This window comes from Cryobacterium sp. Y82 (assembly GCF_002929495.1).
Lineage (GTDB): Bacteria > Actinomycetota > Actinomycetes > Actinomycetales > Microbacteriaceae > Cryobacterium > Cryobacterium serini.
In genome coordinates this window covers 1-13010 of record NZ_PJJJ01000025.1, presented here as the reverse complement: position 1 = coordinate 13010, position 13010 = coordinate 1, and the positions used below count along the sequence as shown (strand labels likewise).

The window sequence follows — 13010 nt, the reverse complement described above, 5'->3', positions numbered from 1 at the left end:
ACTGCCTGCACAATTACCGATGCGAGGCCACAATGCCGTGATTGATCTCTTTAGATAGTGGTTATTTCCCCGTATCTTCATCTTTCATGACAACAACTCCCGTTTTGATGGACCCGGCCATCGTTCACTTCGCCGGCAAACTCTCCTTCGAAACCGACCCCTCCGATGTGCATGCTGATTTCGTCAACGGAACCTCGTTCGTGCTGATCGATTCCCGTGGGGATGCAAGCTGGCGGCAAGGCCGCATCACTGGTGCGCTCCACATACCCACTGGCAGCATCGCCACCCAAGCGTTAGCCAGCATCCCCATCAGCACCCCGGTCGTTGTGTATTGCTGGGGCCCCGGATGTAACGGCTCGACCCGGGCAACTCTCGCCTTCGCCACCCTCGGCTACCAAGTCAAAGAGATGATCGGCGGATACGAGTACTGGGCACGAGAGGGATACCCCGCCGAAAACGATCACGGTCCGATAGTTCGGGCGAGAGACGCCCTTACGGCACCGCTGAACGAGATCAGCTGTGAGTGCTAAAACCCCGCAGCGCCATTCGTCTGACATCGTCCCGCAGAGCCGGAGGATCTGGACGAAATCGTGCCGATGATCTACGAACACGCAGCATACGAAAACGGAGGGTCGCTTCCCTCCGACCTCGCAATTCGACTTGCGCCCCTCCTCTTTGGCACCCCGCCATCACGTCTGCGACGCTTCGTTGGCGCCTCGCACGCCGGAGGTCTCGTGGGGTATTCGACCGTCACCGCGGAGCTCTCGACCTGGCAGGCAAGCGAGTTTCTGAACATGGATTGCCTGTTCATACGAGACCATGCGCGTGGGCACGGGCTCGGCAAACTCTCCATGGCCGTGATCAAAGGTGAAGCAGCAGCTCATGGCTTCACCGCGACTGACGACAACCAGCGAATCAATCACCGTGACGTAGCAGGTCCCGTGGGGGGTTCGGCTATTGGGACGGTGCCAGTCAGTTTTCGAGTCGTGGTGTGAGCTGCCCTGCTGCCCGGGCGAATCAGCCGACTTCGTCGATCAGTGAGAGGCAGAATGGGTGGCCAGCGGGATCTGCGAAAACGAGACAATGGGCGGCATTCGGCTGGTGGTCAAAACGGCGGGCTCCGGAGCGCACAGCCCGCGCCCCTGCCTCTTCGAGATCGTCTACAAAGAAGTCGATATGGACGAGCGATGGGTCCTCGGGCCAGCGTGGCGCCCGGTAGTCACTCACTCCCATGAACTCCAGCCGAGCTCCCACACTGCGCATCGTTGCCCACTCCTCCTCGTGGACGAAAGTTACCTCTCCATCTGTGAGGTCTGCGTAGAACGCAGCTAAGGCCGCTGGATCGGGGCAAGCCAACGTCGTCGAGCTGTAACGGATTCCACTTGACATAGCGATCACACTACCGAGCCGGGACCAACGACGTCAGGCATCGCTAGTCGTGTTCGTGTATCTGTGCAGTAGAAGGATCCCCTATCCGGACGCCTCCGCGTCCCGCTAAAGGTTCCCAAGTGACATAGCGTCTTCGCGCAACGCCGGTGGGTGGATTGGCCGCAGACCTGTCGCGCTGGAGGTCCGGCTTACGGCACCCTTCGTCAAGCTACATTCTGAGTCATGTGGAGGACTTTTGTGCGACAGGCGACGGCCGACGACCTGGAGTTTCTTGAAGCAATCGAGAATGAAGCAGATGCGCTGTTCGCGACCGTGTTCTCGATAGTCGACTGGCGGCCTGCTCCTTCCTATACGACGCCCTCACTGCAGAGTGGCTTCATCCTCGTAGCCAGCGAAAATCCGGGATCGGACCCGATCGGGTTTGCCCATGTCCTCGAAGTCCCTGGCAGCAGTCATCTCGAGCAGCTGTCGGTCATGCCGTCGGCGGCACACCGCGGGCATGGGCGCGCGCTCGTCGAGGCAGTCAAGAGCGAATCACGACTGCGCGGATGCAAACGGGTTACCTTGCGAACGTTCACGGACGTTCCATGGAATGCGCCCTTCCACTTGAGCTGTGGTTTCATCGAGCGTGATCCCGATTCTGATTTTCTTCGTGATCTGTCAGCGGCAGAGCAACAGCGAGGACTTGGGTACGGCCGGCGTATTCAAATGAACTTCGACCTGACTGATGAGCTGCCCCGATAACCGTTCCCCACTAGGAGCCTCTGGCGGGGGTGCTCCCAGGTCACCGCGAGCGGAACACGATTCGCGGAAATCAAGCTCTCGACAGCCCCCATCCTCCGGCGTCGTTTCACCGGGCTTCGCACCGCCCGCACCGCAGCAATCGGCGCAAGGCTTTATTTGGTTTGGCCGTCGTGCGCTCGGCCACCGCACCACCGCCGTCTAGAAGTCAGTCACTTTCTTGGCAGGCCACGCGCACCTTGCGGGAATACGCTCTCTCTATCGGGCTTCCCGTCACGTCGGCAGCCCGCGACGCACCGCCTCACAGCAGCGTCGAAGCATCGCTGCACCACAAATTGACGCCGCTGCGATGCGGCGGCTAATCGTTAAATTGTGACCCCGACGACACCGTTTCTCATCCAGCTAAAGCACACAGGGAGCATCAATGGGTACTGACGACCAGACCAACACATGCAGTTTCCATATGAGCGGTGCGCTGCCAGCAGGTGGCGACCACCTCGGTGGCACCTTCGGTCAGTCGCCGACCCTGGACAGTTGGTACCCGCAGCGTCTCCGGGTTGAGCTTCTCCACCGGAACGGCGTAGACGCCGACCCGCTCGGCGCGGACTTCGACTACGCGGCGGCCTTCGCAACGATCGACTTCACGACGCTCAAGTCGGACATCAAGCGACTGCTCACCACATCGGTCGACTGGTGGCCGGCGGACTACGGCAACTACGGTCCACAGATGATCCGAATGGCGTGGCATGCCGCCGGCACGTACCGCATTGCCGACGGCCGTGGCGGAGCGGGCACCGCGATGCAGCGGTTCGCACCAATCGGAAGCTGGTGGGACAACGGCAACACCGACAAATCACGACGACTCCTACAGCCGATCAAGCACCAGTACGGCAACGCTCTGTCGTGGGCCGACCTGATGGTCTTGACCGGCAACTGCTCCCTCGAGTTGATGGGCCTGCCGACGTACGGCTTCGGTGGTGGACGACTCGATGCGTGGGAACCGGACGACGGCACCTGGTGGGGCCCGGAGGTCTGGAACCCGCACGCGGTCGCGAGCCCTGACGAGATGGTGAGCCGCGACGAACGCTGGCATGGTCAGAACGGCGACGCGGGCTACGACTTGCAGAGCCCCCTGGCCGCGTCGCACCAGGCGCTCATCTACGTCAACCCTGAGGGGCCCTATTCGAACGGCGACCCGCTGGGCTCAGCACGCGACATTCGCATCACGTTCACACGGATGGCGATGAACGACGAGGAAACGGTGGCATTGATCGCCGGTGGCCACGCGTTCGGTAAGAGCCACGGCCAGGTACCCGCATCCGACATCGGACCATCACCCGAGAAAGCCCCGATCGAGTCGATGGGGCTCGGTTGGCACAACCCGGTGGGTACCGGCAGTGCCGAGCATACTTCGACCAACGGCATCGAGGGCAGCTGGTCTCCGAACCCGACACAGTGGGACAACACCTACCTCGAGAACCTGTTCGCGTACGACTATGAGCAGACGAAAAGCCCGGCCGGCGCGCTGCAGTGGACACCGACTGACTCGGAGGCGCCGAAGACTCCGGACGCCCACGTACCCGGTCAGATGAACCCTCTCATGATGATGACCTCGGACATCGCACTCAAGGTCGACCCGGAGTATCGGGCCATATGCGAGCGTTTCCTAGCCGACTTCGATCTGTTCACCCTCGCGTTCTCGAAGGCCTGGTACAAGCTCACGCACCGCGACATGGGGCCGAAGCACCGGTACCTTGGCCCGGAGGTCACCATCGCCGACGACCTGCTCTGGCAGGACCCGCTCCCGGACGCAGCAGGATCCTCACTCGACGAGGCCGACGTGGCAGCGCTCAAGGAAGCCGTCCTGGCGACCGGGCTGTCCGTGTCCGACCTCGTCTACACGGCGTTCTCCGCCGCCTCGACCTACCGCGACAGCGACAAGCGCGGAGGGGCGAACGGTGCCCGCCTGGCCTTGTCGCCGCAGAAAGACTGGGCGGTCAACCGACGCACCGTCCCAGTCATCGACGCGCTGCGGAACGTGCAGGCGGCTTTCACGGCGACGTCGGGCGGACGGAAGGTGTCTCTCGCCGACCTCATCGTCCTCGCCGGCAGCGCCGCCGTGGAGCAGGCGGCACGGGCGGCAGGATCTGACGCCAGCGTGCCGTTTACGCCAGGCCGTGTCGACACGACGCAGGAGTTGACCGACATCGAGATGTTCGAGTGGCTGCGACCCATTGCGGACGGGTTCCGCAACTTCGTGTCCGAGCGCTTCGAAGAGTTTGCTCCGGGCGTCGCGCCCGAGGCGGCATTCCTCGACAAGGCGAACCTGTTCACTCTCACCGCACCGGAGTGGACCGTCCTGCACGCCGGGCTCCGCGTGCTCGGCACCAACTGGGACGAGTCCGACGTGGGTGTGCTCACGGATCACGTCGGAGCCCTGACGACCGACTTCCTCGTGAATCTGACCGACACCGACCTCATCTGGACGAAGGACGACGAGACCGCGATGACCTTCACTGGTCGGGTTCAGGCGACCGGCGAGGCTCGCTGGAGGGCCTCCCGGAATGACCTGGTATTCGGCTCGAACGCGCAACTGCGGTCGATCGCCGACGCCTACGCGGGCAGCGACGGGCAAGAGCGGTTCGTCCGCGAATTCATCCGCGTCTGGTCGAAGGTCATGATGCTCGACCGCTACGACATCAAGGGCCACAAGCGTTACGGGGCGATGGCCGCCTGACCTCGGAGGTCGCGTCCCGGCGAGCTGACGGCGTGGAGGCACGGCGCGGTCACGCGCTCAGCCTCCAAGCCGTCGAGGCCTTGACCGAACGTCGCTTGAAGCCGCGAGCCGAACGTTGCACGGATTGATCAGGCGGGGGACGGCCAAGGAACCTCCGCGGGCAGCACATGATCGACCACACGCGCACCTCGACGGCCTGCGAGGGTGGACGGGCCGCTATGCCCTGGAAGCCGTTGCCCCCACTCGTAGAGACGCCGGCCGGATTCGCTTTGGCCTCGGGTCGCGAGAGGGTGCCGCTGATGTTCTCTGTGGCGGCTCGTAAGGCCTGGGCTTTCCGGGGTCATGTCCCGCTGAGGCATGCGCGTGACCGGTAGAGGTTCCCGCTACGGGACCAGCCGATAGTCGTGTCTCGGCTAAACGCCGGGGTTGACGATGCGCTCCATCCACGTCTCCGGGGCGATCAAAGTGGAGAACCCGAGATTGGAATACAGGCCGTGTGCATCGTTGGTTGAGAGGGCGATGCGCCTCAGTCCCAAGGGATCGCATTCCTCGAGAATGCCCGCGATGAGGGCTTTGCCAATTCCGTGGCCTCGCACTGTGGGGTCGACGAAGACATCGCAGAGCCAGGCAAACGTGACGCCGTCGGTGATGACGCGCGCGTAGGCGACCTGTCTGTTGGACACGCTGTCGTAGATGCCGTAGTTGCGTGATCCGTCAATCGCTGCGTCTTGCCGTGAGCGTGATCGCTCGGGTGCCCAGTAGGACTGCTCGCTGATCCAGCGGTGCACCTGGACACGGTCGATCTCGGCAGTGTCGGATGAGAACCGATAATTTGCATTCATCAAGCCATCTAATCGTGTTGACACAGACCGTGCCGAGTCCTGTCACTCTGGATCCACCGACAAATCAATCGCGATTAGAGCGAGCGCGCTGAAAGCGTCCCGCAGAAGTTTCCTCGAGGGGTCGACATTTAGACGGGGTAGGCCGAGATGTCGATCCGTTGCGATGGCGGCAGGATGACATCCGCTGGACGGATTGTCCTGTGTGGAATCGATGGCGCTGTTGTACAGCTGGGGTCGCCCGCCGATGTTCCCACGACAGTCATGGGTAGGTGGCCCGTGACCTCTGGTGTCAAGTCGCTCAGCGCGGTCTTCAGATCGGCTCGGGCTCGTTGGTAGCGGGTTCGGGCGGTTGATGGGCTGATGCTCAGGATCTGGGCAGCTTCGGTGATGGCGAATCCGTCCCAGTGGATGAGGCGGACGAGTTCGGCCTGCGCCGGAGTCAGTCGGCCGATCGCATCTCGCACGTCGGCCCCGTCGTCCGCGGGTCGCCCTTCGGTGGGGGAGGTTCGGAGGACCTCCCGGAATCGTTCGGTGAGGGTCCACCGTCGTCGTTCACTCCGTGCGGCGTTCGTCACGACATGGCGGGCGATTCCGAACAACCACATTCGGCACTGCTCGGCACCGGGTGGTGTTGAGTCGACTCGTCGCCAGGCCGCGAGCATCAGCTCCGCAAGTCCGTCGGCAGCATCGTCGATCGGGAGTCGACGTTGGAAGTAGCGCAGCAGGTCCGGCGACGCAGCAGCCAGTGCTTCAGTGAGACGCTCAGAGGAGTTGTTATTGCGTGCCCTCACCAGCTGGCTCCGGGGCAGAAGGACTGCCCGTCCGAGCTGAGGTTGCTGTCGGCGCCGTCGATGCCCTGGTTCGCGAGCTCGGCGCTGACCGCAGCGGTGACAATCATCGTCACCGCCCGCTGGTACTCCTCATCCGCGTTGTAGTGCACGGTTCCGTAGCCGGCTGGTTCGGTCGAGCCGTCGGCGTTGACGGCGATGTTCGAGTCCTGTCGGATCCACTCGATCGTGCTCGCGATCTTCTCCTTGGTCAGCAAGGATTCAATGTCTGTTGTGCGGTAGAAGTTCTTGACGGCCTCGACGGCGGCGGGGTCCTGCCCGCGGATGTTCCCGATCCGCTCCTCGCACTCCACGCCGCTGGGCAGGGTGTAGGCCATCGAGGCGACCGGGGTTTGTGCCCAGGGAACCCAGCTGTTGGTCACCGCGGCCGTTGCCGTTGCTGCGCCACCCAGAAGCAGTACGGACGCCAGCCCCGCGAACACCGGCCGTCTCCACGGCCGCCGTGCGGTCACGCGCGCAGTCTCGACACTGGTTGCAACCCGAAGCTGGGTCAGCTCATCAGCGACACTGTCGGTCATCACCGTGGTGCGCGGAGCGGATCGGTCGAGCAAGCCGTCCAGATCGTCAGATGTTGGGCCCATGATGTTCTCCTCAAAAGTTGGTTACATCAAAGACATGTCCGGAATGACGCCCAACGTCTGCGCAAGCCTCAGAAACTCTTCCCGTCCCAGGGCCCGCCACCTGGTCCTTCGATCATGCCGGAAGGATTGCGCGCCAGGTTACCGTCCAGAACGACGTCCGAGGAGTTCATCAAACTTCCATCGTCCACTCCGCGCTAACGTGTCCCGCAACAGGTTCCCCTTGCGGGCGGGCCGCGTGGGGTCTGGTGCGGACCGAGGATGTACCCTCACGTGAAAGAGGTCAGGCGTGCCGTCATGCTGTTGCTGCCGGGAAAGTGCTCCTCTGGCGGTCCGTGCACGTTCGAAAGTCGCTCGGACGAGTAGCTCAGTGCATGCCAGGTCTCTCTGAAGCCGACACAATTAGCGTGAACCAATGTTAGGGAAATGAGCAATACCTTTTGTGAGCGAAGATAGCGACATCATCAGAAGGTCCGGGGCAACACCCGCGGCGTTCGCCGAGCTGTACGACCGGTATGCGCGGGCTGTGTTCCGCTATGCCGCCGGTCGTGTGGGCAATGGCTATGCCGACGACATCATGTCGGAAACGTTCCTTGTGGCCTTTGAACGGCGGGAGTCATTCGACATCACCATTGGAGATGCGCGGCCGTGGCTGTTCGGAATTGCGACGACGTTAATGCGCAAGCACTCCCGGGTGGAGGCGAAGGCGTGGCAGGGTCTTGTCGCCGACGGCGCAGCGGCTGTGCCTGATGATGCTATTGAGGCCATCGGGTCGCGAATCGACGCGGAAGTTGCAGTGAAGGCGATCGCGGCCGCATTGCGAAAGATGCCGACGCGTGATCGTGATGCCCTACTTCTGTACGCCTGGGCTGACTTGGACTACGAGGGTGTTGCCCAGGCGCTGCGGATCCCGGTCGGAACCGTCCGCTCACGTCTGAACCGCGCACGGCGCACGCTGCGCGCGGCTAGTCACCGGGGCTCGACCCCGGATCAGGAGGTGGAGCATGGACGAAATAACGTTGCTGCGGAGACTGCGTGAAGACCGGAATCCAACAGACGAATCAGTGACCCGTGGACGGGCGGCACTGTTCAACAAGATCAACGAGGTCGCACCCAAGGAGCGTGTGACTACTGCCCGTCGTCGCTTCACTCTCGCCGGTCTCGGTGCTGCCGGAGCGTTCGCCATCGTGGGGGTCCTCGTCGCCACGAACGTGCTGGGGTTCGGTGGCTGGCGCGGGGGCGCCGATGCAGCCGCAGCTGCCATACTCGAACGCGCCGCTATCGCGGCATTCACCTTCGATGACGTCCCACTGGCTGCGGGACAGTACCTTCATGTTTCGAGCCAGACAGTGCATGTCACTGATGGGCAGGAGCAGAACGGTCCCGTGATTGCTTTCCGGATCAAGGAGTCGAGCGAGCTGTATGTGCCGGAGGATCGCGCCGATGACTGGGTTTGGGTTCGGGATCCAATTAGTGTCATCGACGTTCTCTCCCCAGGCGGTGAGGACATGGTCGAGCGCTCCTTCCCTTCCAGCGAGCAGGCCCGAGACCCCGAGCTGTTGCGGGCCCCCTTCGGCGCTTTCTATGGGAACACCGCAGAGAGTCAGTGGGGCGACTTTGCCTCGATGCCCCGGGATCCTTACCGGCTTTTGAACCACATCTACCTCACGACCATCGGCGCTGGATCGTCACCAGACGGCGAGGCACTCGTGGTCATTGCCGACACCCTTCGACAGGGTACGGCTCCCGCCGACTTGCGCGCCGCTCTACTCCGCGCCGCCGCGATGATTCCCGGCGTGACGATCACCGATGATCAAGCCACCCTCGACGGCCAGACAGGGACCGCCATCGGACGGGTCGAAAGCGAAAATGGGCTCCGCCAAGAGATCATCATCGACCCTACTTCCGGACGCCTGATCGGCGAACGTGAGGTTGCCGTGGTCGCGATACCGGAATCGAGCATTGCCGCAGGCGACGTGTGGCGCTGGTCGAGCGTACATACTTCCATCGTCGATGCGGCCCCTGCCGGTGGAACCCCGAACGGAGCCAGCGATCTTGCGGGATGCGTGCCTGGCGAGCGCACAGGTGAGATGTACTGCCCACCAGGGGGCAAGAAGTGATGGGGCACCCGCCGCTCATCAGCCGCATCGATTGCGCCGGGACTTTATCTCAACCTGTCCCGTTGCCATTGGAGCCGCCGGTCGAGATCCCTATTAGCAAGTGAGGTATTGAGCCGGGTGCGCATTGGAGAATATCCGAACAGCGCATCCGGCTCATTGCGTTTGTCAGCCCGATCACTTGATTGCCTCGCCAGGCCACCGGGACGCGTAGTCCACAATCCGGTGGCTTGGCGCCGAACATCTCCACTACGGCTCCGGATACCCGTAGAGGGTTCCCCTTTGACACGTCGGTTGAACCCGGGTAGGCATAGTCTCCCAAGTCCGTGTCGCTTGAGGTTCCACTCGAAACAGACCGAACGCGCCCTCACCAACCCGCCTTCTGCATCACTTCTCTTGCCGTCACCATTGGTGCGTCTCCTGAAGCGTCCACGACGACGTGATCAATTGCCGCCCTCTGGAGGATCGCTGCGAGTTCGTCCGCGCGCCGCAGGTGCCAATCCAGCTCGGTTGGGTTGTCAGCATGGCGCAAACTGAGTCTTCTGATCAGAGTGGCACCATCGGCATCCAACCGGCAGAGGAGAAGGCCGCGACTCTTCAACGCGGCTTCGTACCGGGGCACTTCGGTGGCTTGTTCGACAACACCGGCGAGGATGAAGTGCTCGATACCAGCATTCCGATAATTGACGACCAAGTCGCGCAAATTCAGCAGTTCGAGTTCGTGATTGAATCTGTCGCCCTCGGGCGCTGGCCAGGCGCGTCTGATGTGGTCCAGGTCAATTACGGCATGGTGTCGCCCACTCTCAGTCATCAGGACGCTGAGAGCGGCCGCGATAGTCGACTTGCCGGCGCCGACCGTTCCGTTGAGGAATACGGTGTCGATCATCTATCGAGACTGTCACATAGCGTGCTCTCCGGTGGGTCTCAGCAGGCGTTGATCAACTCACCGCTCAATCGTCTCGTTCAAGGTTCGGCTTACGAAGATCTCAGGACTCTGCCATTGTCAAAGCATGGACTGGCCCACAATCGAACCCATTATTACTGTGCGGCTCTTGTTGGAACCGCTGTCGGTGGGGCACGCGGCTTCGATGATCGAGGTTCTGGCCGAACCTTCGCTCTATGAATACACCGGTGGAGAAATACCGTCACTGAAGCTGTTGGAAAAACGCTTTGCCGCGCAAGCCGTTGGGCACTCTGTTGATGGTTCGCAGTGGTGGTTAAACTGGGTTGTGATTGAGCAAGACATAGGAGGACCGGTCGGGTACGTGCAGGCAACCGTTGAAGACGATGGGTCGAGACTTGTCGCTGATATCGCATGGGTAGCTTCGCCGAACTGGCAAGGGCGAGGGATCGCTTCTGAGGCCGCCCAAGCGATGGTCGCCTGGTTGCGATCACACGGAGTCCGCCGCCTCACGGCGCACATTCATCCCGATTATCAGGCCTCCATGAAGGTAGCGCAAAATCAAGCCCTACACGCGACCTCATCGAAGAAGGATGGTGAAACTCGCTGGGAATCCCAGCGACCGTAGAGGGTTCCCGTATGACACAGCGCTAGGCAGACTTACCCACCGTTGGAAGCCGTTGGTGCTCGATCAGTTGATGCGATTAGCGGTGCGGTCGCAAAGCGGTAGCCATACGTCAGCGGGTTTCCACTCCCAGGCGATCTCCTGTCTGCGACCGTCTACGCCAAATCGATACGTTGCTCGCTCGTGCTCGCCCGTCAGTGTCCAAGTATGACCGTCGACAGTCAGAGTGTAATCGCGTGCGAAGCCGTGATTCTCGACCGTTCGGGCGAAATAGCGGCCGGCATCAGCGTCCCAGCCCATCAGACTAAGTGTGTCGAACGGACCGTTCGCGCGCTCATCTTGCACGATGAAGTAGTTGCCCGAATGCCACCGGGCGGAGTGGATGCTGTTCCACGGACTCGCTCCCGCGTGCGGATTATCCAGCGACTGCTCGTCACCACCATAAGAGGTGCCCTCGGCATGCCAGTCACCCAGAAAAACTGCCAGCTCTTCATGCTCAGCCATGATTCAACCCTACGTTCGGGAGCCAAACCGGGCAATCATCTGAGGTGGCCGGTGATGGATCGCCCGACCGGATGTCGGCGGTTCAGGCATCAGCGTACCCGTTGAGCCTTCGATGGCAGCACACCCGCTCAAGCCATGCAACGACTATTGTCGGAGCCAGAAAAGCCCATCGTTGCGACGACCAGTTGAATCCGCCTTCCCCTTGCGGGCACACAGTGACGGTCGACGTTGGTCTGGACGAGCTGTGCAGACGAGTACGGAAAATGACAAAAATCGCTGGAATCTGGCGACTCGCCGACTCTCATAACCACGTCGCATAACCACATGCTTGAACTGTGGTGTTCACCGTTAGTTATGAGACACCCCCGGAGCAGAAATGACGAAACTGACCGGCTACGCGCGCGCGTCCACACGACAGCGCTCCCCCGACCGACACCGGATCGATATCCTCACCGCTAGCGTCCGGCGCCACGACCTGTACGTCAACAACGGCGTCTCCGGTGTCCGAGCATCACTGCCCCAGTTCAACGCAGAGCATGCTCGCCTTCCGGACACCGGCCAAGCCACCACGCATAAGGTCGCGGCGCTACTGTGACACCGCCCCCAGCTGCGCGCGGCGACGTTACTGACCGAAGCAAACGACGACTGACCAAAGAAATGCGAAGAGACGGGTGTGCCATCGTCAACAGTGAACGCGGTCGAACCATCCGGACGGGCACCACTGAAATTAAGGTCGTAGAGATGGATGCAGTACGAGGGATGCCCAGAGACACAGGAAGAACACACCCCACAACTGGAAAAGCTAAGAAGCACATGGTCGCCCACTTCGACACTCGTCACGCCCTCCCCGATAACCTCGACGATCCCAGCACACTCGTGGCCGAGCACTGCGGGCAGAACAATCCCTCTGACTAGAGTGGCGAGGCCGTATCATTTTTGGATACACGAGTAAATCGTTCGAGGCCAAGCCAAGGAGGCATCAATGGAGATTGTTGAACTTGGCGAGACTGCCGTCATCGGAATCGAAGTTGTCGCTTACTTCGGCCAGCTGCGCTCCGAGATGCCTGCGGCCTGGCGCGAGCTGTTTTCCCGTCAAGACGAGCTGCCCGACTCAGGCACAGGCGTCTTCGTCGAGGCCAGCAACCATTTAGGCGACGGCTGTTACCGCGAGACTATTGGATCAGTAGCTGTCGCCGCCGAAATTCCAGTGCCTGATGGTATGGCTGTGGCTCTCCTTCCCGGTGGAAGATTCGTCCACCACCGGCATGACGGTACGGTGGCAACCATCGCAGGCGGTTTCCAGACCATTTATGACTGGGCTGAAGAGCAGGGATTGACTCTCGGGAACCGCAAGCTCGATGTCGGGTACACGTCCGACGGTGTTCAACAACCGCACGAACTGTACGTCGACATTCTCATCCGACGGCCTCCCCCTTCACGACAGAATCAGGCTATATCCGGCCGAACCGCCTTATAGTGCCAGTGATCCGCACAGCTGTCGCAGTCGTCCGGATGTGGCAGCCTCGTCTACTTGTTGAGACAGGGAATCGGTGACAAGTTATCTCTCCCGTGTGGTACAAAATCAGCGAGCTCGGCAGTTCAAGTAGTCCGCCCGAGACTTCTCCCGTCGACCGTGCGGCTTGTGATACGACCGTGATCGTCGACGTCGGTATTTGTGACGTTTAGCGCTAAGTGGTCGCGTTTTGTGATCCGCTTGTGCGACCTCGC

At 61.6% G+C, this 13010-nt stretch carries 15 protein-coding genes and 1 pseudogene; 9 read left to right on the top strand and 7 right to left on the bottom strand.

Annotated features, from left to right (window positions below; all coding sequences use genetic code 11):
* Positions 1-86: 86 nt before the first annotated feature.
* Both CXY70_RS03515 and CXY70_RS17715 read left to right on the top strand, forming a co-directional pair.
* Positions 87-530, top strand: a complete 444-nt coding sequence (locus tag CXY70_RS03515; RefSeq protein WP_233205715.1) for a rhodanese-like domain-containing protein — start codon at positions 87-89, stop codon at positions 528-530.
* Positions 531-596: 66 nt separating this feature from the next.
* Positions 597-995: a hypothetical protein gene (locus CXY70_RS17715; RefSeq protein WP_104191006.1), complete on the top strand. Its 399-nt coding sequence runs from the start codon at positions 597-599 to the stop codon at positions 993-995.
* Positions 996-1017: 22 nt separating this feature from the next.
* On the opposite strand, the gene CXY70_RS03505 is transcribed toward CXY70_RS17715, so the two are convergent.
* A complete protein-coding gene (locus tag CXY70_RS03505; protein WP_104191005.1) occupies positions 1018-1389 on the bottom strand; it encodes a VOC family protein in 372 nt (123 codons plus the stop codon).
* Positions 1390-1626: 237 nt separating this feature from the next.
* Here CXY70_RS03505 and CXY70_RS03500 point away from each other — a divergent pair, with 237 nt between their 5' ends.
* Positions 1627-2133, top strand: a complete 507-nt coding sequence (locus CXY70_RS03500; protein ID WP_233205714.1) for a GNAT family N-acetyltransferase — start codon at positions 1627-1629, stop codon at positions 2131-2133.
* Positions 2134-2554: 421 nt separating this feature from the next.
* A complete protein-coding gene (katG, locus tag CXY70_RS03495) occupies positions 2555-4867 on the top strand; it encodes a catalase/peroxidase HPI (protein ID WP_104191003.1) in 2313 nt (770 codons plus the stop codon).
* A 413-nt stretch (positions 4868-5280) separates the two neighbouring features.
* Here katG and CXY70_RS03490 read toward each other — a convergent pair whose 3' ends face one another.
* The 3 genes from CXY70_RS03490 to CXY70_RS03480 all read right to left on the bottom strand — a co-directional run bounded on the left by CXY70_RS03490 (position 5281) and on the right by CXY70_RS03480 (position 7138).
* The gene (locus CXY70_RS03490) at positions 5281-5709 is read right to left on the bottom strand and encodes a GNAT family N-acetyltransferase (protein WP_104191002.1); all 429 of its coding nucleotides are present in this window, start codon (positions 5707-5709) and stop codon (positions 5281-5283) included.
* A 128-nt stretch (positions 5710-5837) separates the two neighbouring features.
* Positions 5838-6500 (bottom strand): RNA polymerase sigma factor, encoded by a 663-nt coding sequence (locus tag CXY70_RS03485; RefSeq protein WP_104191001.1) that lies wholly within the window; start codon positions 6498-6500, stop codon positions 5838-5840.
* Positions 6497-7138 carry a hypothetical protein gene (locus CXY70_RS03480; RefSeq protein WP_104191000.1) on the bottom strand — a complete coding sequence of 214 codons (642 nt, stop codon included), beginning with the start codon at positions 7136-7138 and terminating at the stop codon, positions 6497-6499. Before CXY70_RS03480 ends, CXY70_RS03485 begins: the two co-directional genes overlap by 4 nt.
* 439 nt (positions 7139-7577) lie before the next feature.
* On the opposite strand from CXY70_RS03480, the gene CXY70_RS03475 reads away from it, so the two are divergent.
* Positions 7578-8174, top strand: coding sequence for an RNA polymerase sigma factor (locus CXY70_RS03475; RefSeq protein WP_233205713.1), 597 nt, complete (start codon positions 7578-7580; stop codon positions 8172-8174).
* A 25-nt stretch (positions 8175-8199) separates the two neighbouring features.
* Complete coding sequence (locus CXY70_RS03470; RefSeq protein WP_104190999.1) at positions 8200-9255, top strand: CU044_5270 family protein; 1056 nt, start codon at positions 8200-8202, stop codon at positions 9253-9255.
* A 364-nt stretch (positions 9256-9619) separates the two neighbouring features.
* Here CXY70_RS03470 and CXY70_RS03465 read toward each other — a convergent pair whose 3' ends face one another.
* Positions 9620-10138: an adenylyl-sulfate kinase gene (locus CXY70_RS03465; RefSeq protein ID WP_199183364.1), complete on the bottom strand. Its 519-nt coding sequence runs from the start codon at positions 10136-10138 to the stop codon at positions 9620-9622.
* A gap of 124 nt (positions 10139-10262) precedes the next feature.
* Between CXY70_RS03465 and CXY70_RS03460 the strand changes: the two genes are divergently transcribed.
* Positions 10263-10781, top strand: a complete 519-nt coding sequence (locus tag CXY70_RS03460) for a GNAT family N-acetyltransferase (RefSeq protein ID WP_104190998.1) — start codon at positions 10263-10265, stop codon at positions 10779-10781.
* A 63-nt stretch (positions 10782-10844) separates the two neighbouring features.
* On the opposite strand, the gene CXY70_RS03455 is transcribed toward CXY70_RS03460, so the two are convergent.
* On the bottom strand, positions 10845-11282 hold the full coding sequence (locus CXY70_RS03455) for a DUF1579 domain-containing protein (RefSeq protein WP_104190997.1): 438 nt from the start codon (positions 11280-11282) through the stop codon (positions 10845-10847).
* Positions 11283-11658: 376 nt separating this feature from the next.
* Here CXY70_RS03455 and CXY70_RS17480 point away from each other — a divergent pair, with 376 nt between their 5' ends.
* Entirely contained in the window at positions 11659-11877 is a 219-nt protein-coding gene (locus tag CXY70_RS17480) for a hypothetical protein (RefSeq protein ID WP_146066042.1), read from the top strand.
* Positions 11878-12038: 161 nt separating this feature from the next.
* Here CXY70_RS17480 and CXY70_RS18215 read toward each other — a convergent pair.
* Positions 12039-12122: pseudogene (locus CXY70_RS18215) on the bottom strand (hypothetical protein); the annotation flags it as partial.
* Between the two features lie 142 nt (positions 12123-12264).
* On the opposite strand from CXY70_RS18215, the gene CXY70_RS03445 reads away from it, so the two are divergent.
* A complete protein-coding gene (locus tag CXY70_RS03445; RefSeq protein ID WP_104190996.1) occupies positions 12265-12759 on the top strand; it encodes a GyrI-like domain-containing protein in 495 nt (164 codons plus the stop codon).
* Positions 12760-13010: the final 251 nt, after the last annotated feature.

Coding starts and splice junctions, on each gene's coding strand:
- CXY70_RS03515 (WP_233205715.1), top strand. CDS start 87: ATGACAACAACTCCCGTTTTGATGGACCCGGCCATCGTTCACTTCGCC.
- CXY70_RS17715 (WP_104191006.1), top strand. CDS start 597: ATGATCTACGAACACGCAGCATACGAAAACGGAGGGTCGCTTCCCTCC.
- CXY70_RS03505 (WP_104191005.1), bottom strand. CDS start 1,389: ATGTCAAGTGGAATCCGTTACAGCTCGACGACGTTGGCTTGCCCCGAT.
- katG (WP_104191003.1), top strand. CDS start 2,555: ATGGGTACTGACGACCAGACCAACACATGCAGTTTCCATATGAGCGGT.
- CXY70_RS03490 (WP_104191002.1), bottom strand. CDS start 5,709: ATGAATGCAAATTATCGGTTCTCATCCGACACTGCCGAGATCGACCGT.
- CXY70_RS03480 (WP_104191000.1), bottom strand. CDS start 7,138: ATGGGCCCAACATCTGACGATCTGGACGGCTTGCTCGACCGATCCGCT.
- CXY70_RS03465 (WP_199183364.1), bottom strand. CDS start 10,138: ATGATCGACACCGTATTCCTCAACGGAACGGTCGGCGCCGGCAAGTCG.
- CXY70_RS03460 (WP_104190998.1), top strand. CDS start 10,263: ATGGACTGGCCCACAATCGAACCCATTATTACTGTGCGGCTCTTGTTG.
- CXY70_RS03455 (WP_104190997.1), bottom strand. CDS start 11,282: ATGGCTGAGCATGAAGAGCTGGCAGTTTTTCTGGGTGACTGGCATGCC.
- CXY70_RS17480 (WP_146066042.1), top strand. CDS start 11,659: ATGACGAAACTGACCGGCTACGCGCGCGCGTCCACACGACAGCGCTCC.
- CXY70_RS03445 (WP_104190996.1), top strand. CDS start 12,265: ATGGAGATTGTTGAACTTGGCGAGACTGCCGTCATCGGAATCGAAGTT.